Here is a 17,243-nt window from a genome sequence, read left to right on the forward strand (position 1 = left end):
GTTTTAATACTTTACAAATTTGATTTGTTATTATGTAAAAAATATACATTCGCATTGAATAATTTATTTTGAAGATAAGTATTTGTGTATAAAAAACAATAATAATACATATAGCAAACGCTAACAATGTTAGTATAGTTTATTTTTATGATTTATTCAAAAAAAATTTTTTAGATGAATAAATATTTTTTTGGAAGTGTATACAGAATAAAAAATGAATAAATTACGCTTAAAATTAGAAAAACGTTTAATTATTTAATTATCGAATATTAATGTGAGGGATGTCTCATTTTGAATGAGACAAAATTATGAAAGTGATTACAAAAGGAGGCTATCCTATACATGTAATCAAAAAGAAGGAGGCAACACAACATGGATAAACCTATTCACGTTTTCTCTGAAATAGGGAAATTAAAGACAGTTTTACTGAAACGGCCTGGACAAGAAGTGGAAAATTTGACACCAGATATTATGGATCGTCTGTTGTTTGATGATATTCCATATCTTCCGATTGCTCAAGAAGAACATGACAACTTTGCAAAGACCTTGCAAAACGAAGGCGTTGAAACTCTTTACTTGGAAAAATTAGCAGCAGAAGCGATTGACGCAGGCAACGTCAAAGAACAATTCTTGAATAAAATGTTGGATGAATCTCATATCGCATCGAATGCAGTAAGAGATGGTCTTCATGAGTTCCTTCTATCAATGGAAACACAAGAAATGGTAGATAAAATCATGGCTGGGGTTCGTACAAAAGATATCGAAGTACGTTCTAGCAGCCTATATGATCTTTCAGCAGACGACGACTACCCATTTTACATGGACCCAATGCCAAACTTGTACTTTACACGCGATCCTTCCGCATCAATGGGAAATGGGATGACCGTCAATAAGATGACTTTTGAAGCACGTCGTCGTGAATCGATGTTTACAGAATATATTTTGAAACATCATCCAAGATTTGCCAATAAAGGGATCGAAGTATGGTTGGATCGTGAAAATCCAGATCATATCGAAGGTGGAGATGAATTAATCTTAAGCGATAAAGTAGTAGCAGTTGGGATTTCTCAACGAACAAATGCAAAAGCTTTAGAAAAATTAGCACGCCATCTATTCGCAAAAAATTCAGGATTTGAAAAAGTATTAGCAATCAAAATCCCGAACAACCGTGCAATGATGCATTTGGACACCGTATTCACAATGGTAGACCATGACAAATTCACTATCCATCCAGCAATCCAAAGTAAAGACGGTAAGATGGATGTCTTTACGATCGAACCAGATGGTGATGATATCAAGATCACTCATTCAGATAACTTACACGAAACGATGAAAGCTGCTCTTGGATTAGATGATCTTGTATTGATTCCAACTGGTAATGGGGATGAGATCGTTGCCCCTAGAGAACAATGGAATGACGGATCCAATACATTGGCAATCGCTCCAGGTGTCGTAGTCACTTACAATCGGAATTACGTATCGAACGAATTGCTTCGTAGCTATGGTATCAAAGTGTTGGAAATCAATTCAAGTGAATTGTCACGAGGTCGTGGCGGTCCACGTTGCATGAGTCAACCACTTGTCCGTGAAGACTTGAAGTAGTTTATAACCTGACGACAGTCTTACTGTCAGCTGTCGTCAGGATTTCCTCTTTAATCTTAAATAAAAACAATCTAAAGGAGAATGTTTAATATGAAAGAATCAGTATTCCAAGGAAGAAGTTTATTAGCAGAAAAAGATTTTACAAAAGAAGAGTTACAATATTTGATCGATTTTTCAGAACACTTGAAAGACTTGAAAAAGCGTGGGATCCCACATCACTATCTAGAAGGAAAAAATATCGCACTTTTATTTGAAAAAACATCTACACGTACTCGTTCTGCATTTACCACTGCAGCAATCGATCTAGGTGCACATCCTGAATACCTAGGTGCGAATGACATCCAATTAGGTAAAAAAGAATCAACAGAAGATACAGCTAAAGTGTTAGGTCGTATGTTTGACGGAATCGAATTCCGTGGATTCAGTCAAAAAATGGTAGAGGAACTAGCAGAATTCTCTGGTGTTCCAGTTTGGAATGGATTGACTGACGAATGGCATCCAACGCAAATGATCGCTGACTTTTTAACTATCCAAGAAAACTTTGGAACTGTAGAAGGCATCACTGTTGCATACTGTGGGGATGGTCGAAACAATATGGCTAACTCTTTATTAGTAACAGGTGCAATTTTGGGAGCAAACATGCGTATCGTTGCACCAAAAGAATTACAACCTGAAGAAGAAATCGTCAAAATGGCAGAAGGTTTTGCTGAAAAATCAGGGGCACAATTGATGATTACCGACGATGTTGATAAAGGTGTAGACGGAGCAGACGTTCTTTATTCTGATGTATGGGTATCAATGGGTGAAGAAGATAAATTTGAAGAACGGATCAAATTGTTGAAACCTTACCAAATCAATATGGAAATGGTAGAAAAAACACACAATACAGATCGTTTGATCTTCTTGCACTGCTTACCAGCTTTCCATGATACAAACACTGTTTACGGTGAACAAATGAAAGAACGCTTTGGCATCACTGAAATGGAAGTAACAGACGAAGTCTTCCGCAGCAAATATGCTCGTCAATTTGACCAAGCAGAAAATCGTATGCATTCAATCAAAGCAATCATGGCGGCAACATTAGGTAACTTGTTTATCCCTCGCGTTTAAGCATAACCACATTCATCTCACGAAAAAACGAGTCAGCATTGAGGGAAAATCACAAGACGCTGGCTCGTTTTGTTATCTAGAAAATTCAGAAGAACTGAAGAAAGGACGAATGAAATGGCCAAACGAAAAGTAGTTGTCGCTTTAGGAGGCAATGCCATCTTGTCTACGGATGCAAGTGCAAAAGCCCAACAAGAAGCGTTAATGGAAACAGCAAAGTATTTAGTGAAATTTATCGAGCAAGGAGATGAACTAATCATCTCTCACGGAAATGGTCCGCAAGTCGGCAACCTATTGATTCAGCAGCAAGCTGCTGATTCTGAGAAAACACCAGCAATGCCTTTAGATACATGTGTCGCAATGACAGAAGGGTCAATCGGCTACTGGCTCCAAAACGCGATGGGTGAAGTACTGAAGGAAAAAGGAATCGATAAAGATGTAGTTTCTTTAGTCACTCAAGTCATTGTGGATGAAAACGATCCTTCCTTCAAAAATCCAAGTAAACCAGTCGGCCCATTCTACACGGAAGAAGAAGCGAAAGAACAAATGAATGCTGATTCTACTGTGACATTCAAAGAAGACGCTGGACGTGGATGGAGAAAAGTAGTCGCTTCCCCTAAACCAATCTCGATCAAAGAAGCACGTGTCATCGAAACGCTAGTCGAACAAGGAGTTATCACGGTGTCTGTCGGCGGTGGCGGGATTCCTGTTGTAGAAACAGCTACTGGATTAGAAGGGCGAGAAGCCGTGATCGATAAAGATTTTGCTTCAGAAAAATTAGCCGAAATCATCGATGCGGATTTGCTGATCGTTTTGACAGGTGTAGACAATGTGTATGTCAATTACCAAAAACCGGATCAAAAGAAACTAGAAACTGTTACTGTTTCAGAAATGAAACAATACATTGATGAAAAACAGTTCGCTCCAGGAAGCATGCTTCCGAAAGTAGAAGCAGCTATTGCATTTGTTGAAGCAAAACCGAACGCTAAGGCAATCATCACTTCTTTAGAAAATATCGAAAATCTTTTAGCTTCTGAAGAAGGAACGATTATCGTAGCTGATTAATTTGTTAAGTCTTTCGTATTTACGAAATGATTTATAACTATCCAGGTGGTATTTCTTCTCCTTTAGGCCATCTGGATTGTTTTTTTTATTAGAAACGACTAGCCTTTCGTTTTTTTTTCTGATATAATTCAAGAAAGTTTAATAAGATTAAGATTTGTTGAACAAGAGAGTACTTGTATCATTCTTAGCTAGCGAATTCGGAAGTGGTGGAAGCCGAATGAAGGAGATACAACGAAGCGCACTTGGAGAATTCTGTTTTAAACAGACGGTCGTCTACCGATATCAGATGGAGCTGGTCCTTTTTTAGGACAATTGGAGTGGTACCGCGGGAAATCTCGTCTCTAATGATGGCATACTAAGTATGTCGTCATTAGAGATTTTTTTTGTTGAACAAATAAGAGAGTATTTTAGGAGGAATAAAGATGAATAATAAAGATCTTGTCGCAAAAGCTGTCTATGACGTTGTCAAAGACGATTTGACACTTGAACAAGTCGAACAATTACTAGAAAATCCAAAATCAGCCGAACACGGGGATGTGGCATTTCCAGCCTTTTCATTAGCAAAAGTTTACCGAAAAGCGCCACAGCAAATCGCTGCAGATTTAGCAGAAAAAATCGACTCTGCCAACTTTGAAAAAATCGAAGTGGTTGGACCTTACTTGAACTTTTTCATGAATAAAGAACTTATCAGCAAAAAAGTTTTGCAAACAGTAGTGAAAGAAAAAGAACATTATGGGGATAGCAATATTGGGAATCAAGGGACCGTACCGATCGATATGTCTTCTCCAAATATTGCAAAACCAATCTCAATGGGACATTTACGTTCGACAGTTATCGGTAATTCGATTGGCTTCATTATGGAAAAAATCGGATACCAGCCAATCCGCATCAATCATTTAGGTGACTGGGGCACGCAATTCGGAAAACTGATTGTTGCTTACAAAAAATGGGGTTCAGAAGAAGCGGTCAAAGCAGAGCCAATCAATGAACTGCTTCGTTTGTATGTCCAATTCCATGAAGTAGCTGAAACAGAACCAGAATTAAATGAAGAAGCTCGTGCTTGGTTCAAACGTCTAGAAGAAGGCGATGAAGAAGCTATCCAATTGTGGCAATGGTTCCGTGATGAATCGATGAAAGAATTCAACAAAATCTATGATCTACTAGAAGTACAGTTTGATTCATTGAACGGTGAAGCTTTCTATAATGACAAAATGGATGAAATCGTCGAACTTTTAGAAGAAAAACATTTGCTGAACGAAGATAAAGGTGCGGAGATCGTTGACCTTTCTGCTTACGACTTGAATCCAGCATTAATCAAGAAATCAGATGGCGCGACACTATACATCACACGTGACTTAGCTGCCGCATTGTATCGTAAACGTACCTATGACTTCAAGCAATCTCTATATGTAGTAGGGAATGAACAAAGTTATCATTTCAAACAATTGAAAGCTGTCTTGAAAGAAATGGGCTTTGACTGGTCTGACGATATGCACCATATCCCATTTGGTTTGATCACACAAGGTGGTAAAAAATTATCAACTCGTAAAGGAAAAATCGTCTTACTAGAAGAAGTATTGAATGAAGCAATCCAATCTGCTAAAGAACAGATCAGCGAGAAAAACCCTGATTTAGAAAACAAAGATGTTGTAGCTAAACAAGTAGGGGTTGGAGCAGTCATCTTCCATGATTTGAAAAACGATCGTCTCAATACATTTGACTTCAACTTGGAAGAAGTGGTTCGTTTTGAAGGAGAAACTGGACCTTATGTGCAATATACACATGCTCGTGCAGTCAGTCTGTTGGAAAAAGCAGGATTCGTCCCTTCAGAAACAGCAGACTATGCGTTGAATGACGATATCAGCTGGGAAGTAGTCAAATTGGTTCAAAAATATCCTGAAACAGTCTTATCCGCTGGGGAAAAATATGAACCTTCAGTGATTGCGAAACATGCAATCAAATTAGCACAGGCATTCAACAAATACTATGCTCATACGAAAATTTTAGCTGACGATGAACAAAAAGAAGCACGCTTAGCTTTAGTGTATGCAGTGACTGTATTATTGAAAGAAGATCTTCGTTTGCTAGGACTTCATGCACCAGATAAGATGTAAGAAAAAAAGAATGTGAAATCAGTGATCAGCTCCGAGTCACAAGGAACAATTTCAAAAAACAGCTTCTCGTGTTTGTTGGATATTGTGACTTGTGACCGAGGAGTTGGCAGGAGAACACCGTTTATTCGCAATAAGGGCTGTGACAATATTTTTGTCACAGCCCTTATTGCGAATAAAAGTCATTCTGGATTCTTGTCAGCGCACAAAATGTACTCTGTTAACTCCTTTAAGTTATTTACGCAAAGATCAGCACCAGCTTGTTGGAATCTAAGAGCAACAGACTGTTTTAAGCGATCTTTTTCCTCCATCTCTATTTGTTGGTATGCATCATATGAAAGTCCCATCAGCGAACTACCTTCAATCACACCAACTGTAAACACCCCAGCATTTTTTCCTTCTTGGATATCTGAGACCGTATCTCCAACTTTGATTACTTCATCAACCGACTTGTTTTTGAAATGTTGTATGTTTTTATGAATCATATAAGGAAATGGTCGTCCATATCCTTCGACGTCTTCAGAAGTTGCCATGAAGTCTGGTGAATACCCTCCTTTTTTTGCGGTTTCTGCTACGATTGCCATCATAGGAGCAGTAAATCCAGTCGTGGAACCAATATTGATCCCAGCGCTTCTCAACTGCTCGACCGTTTCCAATGTGTCGGGTTTCAAGGTAGAATGCTGGGCCAAATCTTTAAACAGATAATGTTCAAATTGCTGATACAATTCCTCCACCTCTTTTTCCTGAGGTAGTTGTCCATGAATCGCTATCCATTGTTCTTTGACAGAAGGGAGGGAAAGAAGCTGTTGGATATGATCCCATTTTAATTTTCCCATCGGTTCGCGGATCTCTTTGTCAGTCAGTTGGATCCCTTTTTCTAGAAAAGCATTTCTAAAAGCGTGGACAGGAGCCATACAGCCAAAGTCCACAGTTGTTCCTGCCCAATCAAAAATTACAGTTTTAATCATTAATGTTCTCCTTATAGTCTTTGATAATTGCTGTCAGTTCTAAAATGTCTTCTGGATAAATCTCGCCAATATTACCGATACGAAAACATTCATGATCGCTGATCTTCCCAGGATAGATCACAAATCCGTTTTGTTTTAAATGCTGATAGAAATGATTGAAATCAAATCGCCAGTCTTTAGGGTAAAGAAAAGAGGTAATGAATGGCCCCTGATACTCTTGGATGAAAGGCTGGAATCCCATCTCTGTCATTTTTTGTCGTAGCACATGATTATTGGCGAGATAACGTGAATATCGAGTTTCGATCCCTCCTTCTAGCTCTAGTTCCTTCAATGCCTGTTGAAAAGCCAAAACCGTATGAGTAGGGGAAGTGAAACGCCATTTGCCATTCTCGTTTTCCATCACGCGATACTGGTCATACAGATCAAGTGACAAACTTCGACTCACATTTTTTCGCTTTTCTAGTTCCACTTTATTAGCAAGTACAAAAGAAAAACCTGGAACACCTTGAATACATTTATTTGAGCTAGAAATCAAAAAATCGATCCCTAGTTCCGCTACATGAATCGGTATCCCACCAAAGCTAGACATCGCATCTACTATAAACAAAAGATTTCTTTCCTGTACGACAGTAGCAATTTCTTCCAAATCATTTAAAATACCGGAAGTAGTCTCGCTATGGACCATTGCAAGTGCGGAGATAAACGGATTCTCTTCAATCAACTGTGTAATCATATGTGCTTGGGGGATTTGGTGTTCAGGTACTTCATAAACTGCATAGTTTAGTTGCAGATATTTGCACATGGCAACCATTCGTTGACCGTATGCGCCATTTGAACAAATCAGCAAAGTATCTTCTGGTCTAATCACAGTACTTAAAACAGATTCTACCCCAAAGGAGCCGCTGCCTTGCATCAAGACCGTTGTGTATAGTTCTTCCGGTACTTGAGCAAGCTCCAGCAATTTTTTTCTTATCCATTGTGTCATCTCTTTGTATTCTTGATCCCAGGTACAATGATCGGTCAGCATCGCTTTTTTCACTGTTTCAGAAGTCGTTAATGGTCCAGGCGTTAATAATTTATACATGCGATTTCCTTTCATTTCTTTTTTATTGACATACACAAAGAGCAAGACTCTGCTCTTGCTAACATCCAATATAAATGATGAGTATTGTGATTTAATCAAAGTTATGAAAATTTTAAATAAAAACTGATGTATTTTTGTAAAGAGTGTAAAGGTTTATTTAACAAGGAAAATATTGAAAATAAAAAAACACGCATTCCTTATTAGGAACACGTGCTCTGATTAAAAAAGTGATACTTCAGTCGGATGGTGAAGAAATTCTTCTACTCGTTTTGCATCCTCCTCATTTTCTGAGATAATCATGATCGTATCAAATCCAGCAATCGTACTGACGATAGGAGGAGGCTTGATCTCATCTAAAACAGATGCAAATAAATGAGCATTGTCTGGCAAGGTATTAACGATTGTCAAAAAGTGGACTCGTTCGACTTTCAACACAATGTCTTCAATCATTTGAATCAGCCGATCCTCTTCTTCAGTCTTAGTATCAGGAGTACCTTTTTCGCGAAACAACACAAAGCGGGAAATACCGTTTTCATCAGGTGCCTTCACGATTTTCAGATCACGTATATCTCGAGAAATCGTTGCTTGCGTTGCGGTAACGCCATAATGCCCAAGTTTGTTTAATAGTTCTTCTTGCGTACGGATCGGGAATTCTTCAATGACTTGTTTAATCAGCAAATGTCTTTGAGCTTTGCGCATTTTCTTTCTCCTTTACGAAAGATTTCACATGTATCATAACAAAAAAAAGAAGGATTGCCCAATAATATTCGTCTTTTATATCTAAAATTATTTTATGGAAAAAAGAGAATAAAGAAACAAAGAGAAATCTACTGTTTTTCTTGAATTCTTTTTGTCTTTCAGGTAAACTATTGAATGTTGAGCAGAAAAGTACATTTGCTCTTGCGATATGGATCTTTTGTCTGTATAATAGCTGAGGGTGCTTTATGCATCAGCAAATCCACATTCTTATTGGATTGTCGGTAGGTGCTTGAAAAAGTTTGCCGGCAAGGTAGAAGATAAGAAGAGGGAAAATAAAACCAAATCGGAGGAAACAAACATGGCAGTAATTTCTATGAAACAATTACTAGAAGCCGGCGTACACTTTGGTCACCAAACTCGTCGCTGGAACCCAAAAATGAAGAAATATATCTTCACAGAAAGAAACGGAATCTACATCATTGACTTACAAAAAACAGTTAAATTAGTAGATGCAGCTTATGATTACATGAAGAGCGTTGCTGAAGAAGGCGGCGTAGCATTATTCGTAGGTACAAAAAAACAAGCACAAGAAGCAATCAAAGAAGAAGCAACTCGTGCAGGACAATACTTCGTTAACCATCGTTGGTTAGGCGGAACATTGACAAACTGGGATACTATCCAAAAACGTATCAGCCGTTTGAAACAAATCAATGCAATGGAAGAAGATGGAACTTTTGAAGTTCTACCTAAAAAAGAAGTTGCTGGTTTGAACAAAGAACGCGAACGTCTTGAAAAATTCTTAGGCGGTATCGCTGATATGCCAAGAATCCCAGATGTAATGTACATCGTTGACCCACGTAAAGAACGTATTGCTGTTCAAGAAGCACACAAATTAAATATCCCAATCGTAGCTATGGTTGATACAAACTGCGATCCAGATGAAATCGACGTAGTAATCCCTTCAAACGACGATGCCATTCGTGCCGTTAAATTGATTACTTCAAAAATGGCTGATGCTTTCATCGAAGGAAACCAAGGTGAAGATCAAGTAGTTGAAGAAGATTTCACAGAAGAAAACACAGCAACATCAATCGAAGAAATCGTAGATGTTGTTGAAGGCGACAATTCTTCAGCAGAATAATTTTGAATGATGGAGCTGTTTCAAAGGCTGGGCGACAAGCCTCACTCTCCTTTGAAACAGCTTTTTTTAAAAAGAACACACACAGGAGGAGTTAAACATGGCAGACGTTACAGCTAAAATGGTAAAAGAACTACGCGAAATGACTGGCGTAGGAATGATGGATGCGAAAAAAGCATTAGTTGAAGTAGAAGGCGATATGGAAAAAGCAGTTGATCTTTTACGTGAAAAAGGAATGGCAAAGGCTGCAAAGAAAAATGACCGCATTGCCGCTGAAGGATTAGCTTCAGTTGCTGTGAAAGGTAACACTGCAGCAATCGTTGAAGTAAACTCAGAAACAGACTTTGTATCTAAAAATGAAATGTTCCAAGACTTAGTAAAAGAAATCGCAGAACTTGTTGCTGAAAACAAACCAGCAGACATGGAAGCTGCAATGAAAATCAAAACAGATAAAGGAACGATTGAATCTGATTTGATCGAAGCAACTCAAGTTATCGGAGAAAAAATCAGCTTCCGTCGCTTTGAAGTTGTAGAAAAAGACGACAATGCTGCATTTGGCGGATACTTGCATATGGGCGGACGTATTGCTGTATTGACTGTTCTAGACGGAACAACAGATGAAACAGTTGCAAGAGATGTAGCTATGCACGTAGCAGCTATCAATCCTCGCTATGTAAACGAATCACAAATTCCAGAAGCTGAATTAGAACATGAAAAAACTGTTCTTACAGAACAAGCATTGAATGAAGGCAAACCAGCGAATATCGTTGAAAAAATGGTAGAAGGACGCTTGAAGAAATTCAAAGCAGAAATCGCTTTGGTTGACCAACCATTCGTTAAAGATCCTGATATGACTGTTGAAAAATACGTTGCTTCAAAAGGCGCAACTGTTAAAACATTCGTACGTTTCGAAGTTGGCGAAGGTATCGAAAAACGCGAAGATAACTTTGTAGAAGAAGTTATGAGCCAAGTGAAAAAATAATTCTGTTGAATGACAGACGGGAACGCACGCTTTGTGCGCTCCCTTTTTTTAAGCAAAACAAGAAAAACCAGGCTTAGCGTGTCGAAATCATCTAAGTATGGTAAAATGGCAATAGAAAATATTGGAGGAATGAACATGGTCACACCGAAATATCAGCGTGTAGTCTTAAAATTGAGTGGAGAAGCTTTAGCTGGGGATGCAGGATTTGGAATCAAACCACCAGTAATCAAAGAAATCATCCAAGAAATCAAAGAAGTTCACGAACTGGGCGTTGAAATGGCAATCGTTGTGGGTGGCGGAAATATCTGGCGCGGACAAATCGGAGCACAAATGGGCATGGAACGCGCTCAAGCTGATTACATGGGTATGTTAGCTACAGTTATGAATGCCTTAGCTTTACAGGATACGTTGGAAAACGTGGGTGTACCGACACGCGTGCAAACTTCGATTGAAATGCGTCAAATCGCAGAGCCATACATTCGCCGTAAAGCAGAACGTCATTTAGAAAAAGGACGGATTGTTATTTTTGCGGGCGGTACCGGCAACCCGTACTTCTCGACAGATACAACGGCAGCATTACGCGCAGCAGAAATCGGCGCAGATGTTATCCTGATGGCTAAAAACAATGTAGACGGTGTTTATTCTGCTGATCCGAAAGTAGATGCAAATGCAGTGAAATTTGAAGAACTGACTCATCTGGAAGTGATTGCTAAAGGATTACAAGTCATGGATTCAACTGCAAGTTCACTAAGCATGGATAATGACATTCCATTGCTTGTCTTCAATTTAAATGAACACGGAAATATTCGCCGAGCAATCTTAGGTGAAAATATCGGAACGACTGTAAGGGGGAAATAAAAATGGCAGATGCAATTATGACAGAAGCAAAAGAAAAAATGAAAAAAGCAGCACAAAATCTTCAACGTGAACTTGGGCAAATCCGCGCAGGCCGCGCGAATGCTAGCCTTTTGGATCGAATCACTGTGAATTATTACGGTGCACCAACTCCATTGAACCAAATGGCGTCAATCCAAATCCCAGAAGCACGTGTTTTAATGATCACGCCTTTTGACAAGAGCATTCTTCAAGATGTTGAAAAAGCTATTATGGCAAGTGATATCGGAATCAGTCCTACCAATGATGGAAATGTTATTCGTTTGGTTATCCCACAACTGACAGAAGAACGCAGAAAAGAATTAGCTAAAGATGTGAAAAAAGAAGCAGAAAATGCAAAAATCGCGATTCGTAACATCCGTCGTGATGCAATCGATGAATATAAAAAACAACAAAAAAATGGTGACATTACCGAAGATGATTTGCGTGGACTAGAAAAAGACGTACAAACATTGACAGATAACAGCATTAAAGAAGTAGATAAGATCGCTGCTGATAAAGAAAAAGAATTATTGGAAGTTTAATAAAACCATAAAAACAGAGGGGCGGATCATTCAGCTTCCTCTGTTTTTATTTATGTTTCTTTTATTTAAAGATTAAAAAAAGAAAAAATTATTCAGTTTTTAAATAAAAAAACAATGATCTGTCTCTTATACACATCTAGATGTGTATAAGAGACAGGTGGGAATCTTTTAAGTATAGGAGGAAAAAGAATGTTACGTTTTTTTCCGCAAAAAAACAAATATATTCAAGAAAAAAGCGAATTTCAATTTAATGCCGATGGACCAATTCCTCAACACGTTGCCATCATCATGGACGGCAATGGTCGTTGGGCGCAAAACCGGCGTTTGCCAAGAGTCGCTGGTCATAAAGAAGGTATGGAAACAGTAAAGAAAGTCACAAAGAAAGCATCAAGGCTTGGAGTGAAAGTATTGACGCTTTATGCTTTTTCAACTGAAAACTGGAAGCGACCAAAAGATGAAGTAAGTTTTCTCATGCAACTACCTGTCGACTTTTTTGATACGTTCGTACCAGAATTGATCAAAGAAAACGTCAAAGTCCATGTCATGGGGTATGAGAACGTGTTACCAGAACAGACGCAAGACGCTGTAAAACGTGCAATTGAGCAAACAAAAGACAATACCGGAATGGTGTTAAACTTTGCTTTGAATTACGGAAGCAGAGCAGAAATCGTGACCGCAGTCCAAAACATTGCTGAAGAAGTAGCAAAGGGAGAAATACAGGCAGAAGAAATCGATGATGAAGTGATTGCCAACCATCTAATGACAGGTTTCTTGCCCAAAGAATTACAAGATCCTGAGTTGATGATCCGTACAAGCGGAGAAGAGCGGATCAGTAATTTTCTGTTATGGCAGATTGCATATAGTGAATTGTATTTTACAAAAGCACTTTGGCCTGATTTTGACGGTGCACATCTTGAAGAAGCAATTGCCTCTTATCAAAATCGAGATCGTCGATTCGGCGGTGTAAAAAAAACAGAAAATGAGAAAGGGGATCAGTCATGAAACAACGTGTAATCACAGCAGCCGTGGCGCTTGTCTTGTTTATTCCGATTATATGGATTGGGGGCATAGCGGTTGAGCTTACCGCAGCGGTCTTAGCTGTGGTAGGAGTTTATGAGCTTTTCCGGATGAAAGGATTGACTCTCCTAAGTTTTGAAGGAGTTTTATCCGCTATTGGTGCAGTGCTCCTTGTCTTGCCAAAAGAAAGATGGTTCTTCTTTCTTCCAGAGAACGTCAGTACATTTATGCTATTTTATCTTATCGTTATGATCCTTTTAGGGACGTCAGTTATATCTAAAAATACGTATACGATTGATGAAGCAGGTTTCCCAGTACTTGTCAGTTTGTATGTAGGAATAGGCTTCCAGAATTTCGTCAATGCACGAACAGAAAGTTTAGCTGTTTTGATTTTTGGTCTGTTTATCGTTTGGGCAACTGATATTGGTGCTTATATGGTTGGCCGTCGTTATGGACAACACAAGTTAAGTCCGGATATTTCACCGAACAAAACGATTGAAGGCGCGTTAGGCGGGATCGGAAGTGCTGTTGTAGTCGCATTTCTTTATCTATTGTTGTATCCAGCAAAAGAACTATTCAATCATGGTATGTTTGTCATGCTTCTGATGACGATTATTTTTTCGGCAGTCGGACAATTTGGCGATTTGGTCGAATCAGCAATCAAACGCCATTATGATGTGAAAGACTCAGGAAATATCTTACCGGGCCACGGGGGAATCTTAGACCGTTTCGATAGCTTGCTGTTTGTATTTCCTATCATGCATTTATTTGGCATTATTTAGTAAGTATACCTGCGTTTCTTTGTGATTTTCATAAAAGACGCAGGTTTTTGTTTCTCATTTTATTGATACTATTGGTGTCTTAGGTATACTATGGTAAAATTATAGTGTTTTAACGTTGTTTAAAAAAACACACAAAAAACAAGTAAAGGAGAAAAAAGCTATGAAAACGATACTAACATTTATCATTGTTTTTGGTATATTAGTGATTGTTCATGAGTTTGGTCATTTCTTCTTTGCGAAACGATCAGGAATCCTCGTTCGCGAATTTGCTATCGGTATGGGTCCGAAAATTTATGGGCATCAAGCAAAAGACGGGACAACATATACGCTTCGCCTATTACCTATTGGCGGTTATGTTCGAATGGCAGGCAATGGGGATGATGAAACAGAAATGGCACCAGGTATGCCTCTTTCTCTTTTACTAAATTCTGACGGCATCGTAGAGAAGATAAATTTAAGTAAGAAAATCCAATTGACAAATGCTATCCCAATGGAATTGAGCCGTTATGATTTAGAAGATGAGCTGACTATCACTGGTTATGTGAATGGAGATGAAACAGAAGTAGTGACCTATCCTGTCGATCACGATGCGACGATTATTGAAACCGACGGAACAGAAATCAGAATTGCACCAAAAGATGTACAGTTCCAATCGGCTAAACTGTGGCAGCGTATGCTGACCAATTTTGCCGGTCCAATGAATAACTTTATCTTGGCAATCGTGTTATTTATTATTCTTGCATTCATGCAAGGCGGTGTTCAAGTGACAAATACTAATCGTGTAGGAGAGATTATCCCTAATGGTGCTGCGGCAGAAGCAGGCTTAAAAGAAAATGATAAGGTAGTTAGCGTGGACGGTAAAGAAATCCACACTTGGAACGATTTGACAACAGTCATCACGAAAAATCCAGGTAAAACATTAGATTTTGAGATCGAACGAGAAGGTAAGATGCAATCTGTCGACGTGACACCGAAATCTGTAGAGTCAAATGGCGAAAAAGTTGGCCAACTTGGCATACAAGCCCCAATGAATACAGGTTTTATGGATAAGATCATCGGCGGAACACGTCAAGCTTTTAGCGGTTCATTGGAAATTTTCAAAGCCTTAGGATCACTGTTTACAGGTTTTAGTTTAGATAAATTAGGCGGACCTGTTATGATGTACCAATTGTCTTCAGAAGCAGCAAACCAAGGTGTAACAACTGTTATTGGTTTGATGGCGCTTCTTTCAATGAACCTTGGAATCGTCAATCTGCTTCCGATCCCTGCCTTAGATGGTGGGAAATTAGTGTTGAATATTTTTGAAGGGATTCGTGGGAAACCATTAAGTCAAGAAAAAGAAGGAATATTGACATTAGCTGGCTTTGGATTTTTAATGTTGTTGATGGTGCTAGTTACATGGAACGATATTCAACGATTCTTTTTCTAGAAAAAGTTGACAAATAGGGTATAATAACAAACGATAACTATTTTGAGGAAATAAAGGAGTATATAGAATGAGACAATCAAAAATGTTGATTCCAACATTACGTGAAGTTCCAAATGATGCAGAAGTATTAAGTCATCAAATCTTGCTAAGAGCTGGATATATCCGTCAAGTATCAGCGGGTATCTATTCTTATCTGCCATTAGCAAATCGTGTATTAGAAAAGCTGAAACGTATCATGCGGGAAGAATTTGAAAAAATCGGTGCGGTAGAGATGCTGATGCCTGCTATCTTGCCAGCAGAACTTTGGGAAGAGTCAGGACGTTACGAAACATATGGTCCAAACTTGTATCGTTTCAAGGACCGTAATGATCGAAAAATGATTCTTGGACCAACTCATGAAGAGACTTTTACTGATTTGATGCGTAATGAAATTAATTCATATAAGAAATTACCTTTGAATCTTTATCAAATCCAACCTAAGTATCGTGACGAAAAACGTCCTCGCTTTGGTTTGCTTCGCGGACGTGAGTTTATCATGAAAGATGCATATTCTTTCCATGCAACGGAAGAAAGTTTAGACGAAACGTATAAAGATTATGAAAAAGCCTATACCGAAGTCTTTAAGCGTTGCGGTTTGGAATTTCGTTCGATCATCGGAGACGGTGGCGCAATGGGCGGGAAAGACTCAAAGGAATTCATGGCGATCTCAGAGATCGGGGAGGATACGATCTGTTATTCGACTGAAAGTGATTATGCTGCAAACTTGGAGATGGCTACAAGCTACTATGTGTCAAAAAAATCGCATGAAACACAGCTTGAATTAGAGAAAGTAGCTACACCTAACGTAAAATCAATTGACGAAGTAGCAGATTTCTTTTCTGTTGAACCTCAAAAAATCATCAAGTCTGTATTGTTCATTGCGGATGAACAACCTGTCCTTGTTTTGGTACGCGGAGACCATGAAGTCAATGACGTAAAACTGAAAAACTATCTATCTGCTGACTTTTTAGAAGAAGCGACGGAAGAAGAAGCACAAAAATATCTAGGTGCTGAGTTTGGTTCTGTCGGACCAATCGGTGTTTCAGAGGATGTAAAAGTATATGCAGACCGTTATGTCCAAGATTTAGCGAATGCCATTACTGGAGCGAACGAAACAGGCTTCCACTATAAAAATGTGAATCCAGAACGCGATTTCACTGTGCTTTCTTATGAAGATCTTCGTTTTGTACAAGAAGGAGATCCTTCACCAGACAACAACGGTGTTCTTGCCTTTACTCGAGGAATCGAAATCGGACATATCTTCAAAATTGGCACTCGTTACAGTGAATCTATGGGAGCAACCGTTCTAGACGAAAACGGACGGGAAAAATTTGTGATTATGGGCTGTTATGGTATCGGTGTGAGCCGTTTATTATCAGCAATCGTAGAACAACATTCAGATGAACAAGGAATCAATTGGCCAAAAGGAATTGCGCCATTTGATCTGCATATCGTCCAAATGAATCTAAAAGACGAATACCAAACAAACTTGACGAATGAACTAGAAGAAGCGATGACAAAAGCTGGCTATGAAGTACTGGTTGATGACAGAAATGAACGCGCAGGAGTGAAATTCGCGGATTCTGATTTGATTGGCTGTCCAATCAGAATTACTGTCGGTAAAAAAGCAGTAGAAGGAATCGTAGAAGTGAAAATCAAGAAAACTGGCGAAATGGTTGAAGTACGTAAAGAAGAATTGGCGAATACTTTACCAATCCTCTTGAACCAAGGGGAATAATAAGCGTTAAAACACAGAAAAGTAAAATAGCTGAATCAGCTGTTTTTGACAACCTGATGTTTCG

15 protein-coding genes are annotated in these 17,243 nt (G+C 38.8%); 12 read left to right on the forward strand and 3 right to left on the reverse strand.

Annotation, left to right across the window (positions count from 1 at the left end):
* Nucleotides 1-372: 372 nt before the first annotated feature.
* From arcA to argS, 4 genes are all read left to right on the forward strand, one after another.
* A complete protein-coding gene (gene arcA / locus A5849_RS06860; RefSeq protein ID WP_002308888.1) occupies nt 373-1,602 on the forward strand; it encodes an arginine deiminase in 1,230 nt (409 codons plus the stop codon).
* A 90-nt stretch (nt 1,603-1,692) separates the two neighbouring features.
* Nucleotides 1,693-2,712, forward strand: coding sequence for an ornithine carbamoyltransferase (argF, locus tag A5849_RS06865; protein WP_002288437.1), 1,020 nt, complete (start codon nt 1,693-1,695; stop codon nt 2,710-2,712).
* Between the two features lie 114 nt (nt 2,713-2,826).
* A complete protein-coding gene (gene arcC, locus A5849_RS06870; protein ID WP_002313642.1) occupies nt 2,827-3,774 on the forward strand; it encodes a carbamate kinase in 948 nt (315 codons plus the stop codon).
* A 422-nt stretch (nt 3,775-4,196) separates the two neighbouring features.
* Complete coding sequence (gene argS / locus A5849_RS06875) at nt 4,197-5,888, forward strand: arginine--tRNA ligase (protein WP_002308891.1); 1,692 nt, start codon at nt 4,197-4,199, stop codon at nt 5,886-5,888.
* A gap of 179 nt (nt 5,889-6,067) precedes the next feature.
* On the opposite strand, the gene phnX is transcribed toward argS, so the two are convergent.
* From phnX to A5849_RS06890, 3 genes are all read right to left on the reverse strand, one after another.
* Nucleotides 6,068-6,853, reverse strand: a complete 786-nt coding sequence (gene phnX / locus A5849_RS06880) for a phosphonoacetaldehyde hydrolase (RefSeq protein ID WP_002308893.1) — start codon at nt 6,851-6,853, stop codon at nt 6,068-6,070.
* Nucleotides 6,846-7,937 carry a 2-aminoethylphosphonate--pyruvate transaminase gene (gene phnW / locus A5849_RS06885; RefSeq protein ID WP_002334780.1) on the reverse strand — a complete coding sequence of 364 codons (1,092 nt, stop codon included), beginning with the start codon at nt 7,935-7,937 and terminating at the stop codon, nt 6,846-6,848. The genes phnX and phnW overlap by 8 nt, the downstream gene beginning before the upstream one ends.
* A 219-nt stretch (nt 7,938-8,156) precedes the next feature.
* On the reverse strand, nt 8,157-8,636 hold the full coding sequence (locus tag A5849_RS06890; protein ID WP_002316352.1) for an arginine repressor: 480 nt from the start codon (nt 8,634-8,636) through the stop codon (nt 8,157-8,159).
* 358 nt (nt 8,637-8,994) lie between these two features.
* Between A5849_RS06890 and rpsB the strand changes: the two genes are divergently transcribed.
* From rpsB to A5849_RS06930, 8 genes are all read left to right on the forward strand, one after another.
* Nucleotides 8,995-9,777 carry a 30S ribosomal protein S2 gene (gene rpsB, locus A5849_RS06895; RefSeq protein WP_002293880.1) on the forward strand — a complete coding sequence of 261 codons (783 nt, stop codon included), beginning with the start codon at nt 8,995-8,997 and terminating at the stop codon, nt 9,775-9,777.
* A 97-nt stretch (nt 9,778-9,874) separates the two neighbouring features.
* Nucleotides 9,875-10,756, forward strand: a complete 882-nt coding sequence (tsf, locus tag A5849_RS06900) for a translation elongation factor Ts (RefSeq protein WP_002293878.1) — start codon at nt 9,875-9,877, stop codon at nt 10,754-10,756.
* A gap of 135 nt (nt 10,757-10,891) precedes the next feature.
* On the forward strand, nt 10,892-11,614 hold the full coding sequence (pyrH, locus tag A5849_RS06905) for a UMP kinase (RefSeq protein ID WP_002293877.1): 723 nt from the start codon (nt 10,892-10,894) through the stop codon (nt 11,612-11,614).
* Between the two features lie 2 nt (nt 11,615-11,616).
* Entirely contained in the window at nt 11,617-12,174 is a 558-nt protein-coding gene (gene frr, locus A5849_RS06910) for a ribosome recycling factor (protein ID WP_002293875.1), read from the forward strand.
* Nucleotides 12,175-12,363: 189 nt separating this feature from the next.
* Nucleotides 12,364-13,176, forward strand: a complete 813-nt coding sequence (locus tag A5849_RS06915; RefSeq protein WP_002308897.1) for an isoprenyl transferase — start codon at nt 12,364-12,366, stop codon at nt 13,174-13,176.
* Entirely contained in the window at nt 13,173-13,973 is an 801-nt protein-coding gene (locus A5849_RS06920; RefSeq protein ID WP_002308898.1) for a phosphatidate cytidylyltransferase, read from the forward strand. The genes A5849_RS06915 and A5849_RS06920 overlap by 4 nt, the downstream gene beginning before the upstream one ends.
* Nucleotides 13,974-14,133: 160 nt before the next feature.
* Nucleotides 14,134-15,402, forward strand: a complete 1,269-nt coding sequence (gene rseP, locus A5849_RS06925; protein WP_002308899.1) for an RIP metalloprotease RseP — start codon at nt 14,134-14,136, stop codon at nt 15,400-15,402.
* A 67-nt stretch (nt 15,403-15,469) separates the two neighbouring features.
* A complete protein-coding gene (locus A5849_RS06930; protein WP_002308900.1) occupies nt 15,470-17,179 on the forward strand; it encodes a proline--tRNA ligase in 1,710 nt (569 codons plus the stop codon).
* Nucleotides 17,180-17,243: the final 64 nt, after the last annotated feature.

Source organism: Enterococcus sp. 10F3_DIV0382 (assembly GCF_002140245.1).
Classification (GTDB): domain Bacteria; phylum Bacillota; class Bacilli; order Lactobacillales; family Enterococcaceae; genus Enterococcus_B; species Enterococcus_B lactis.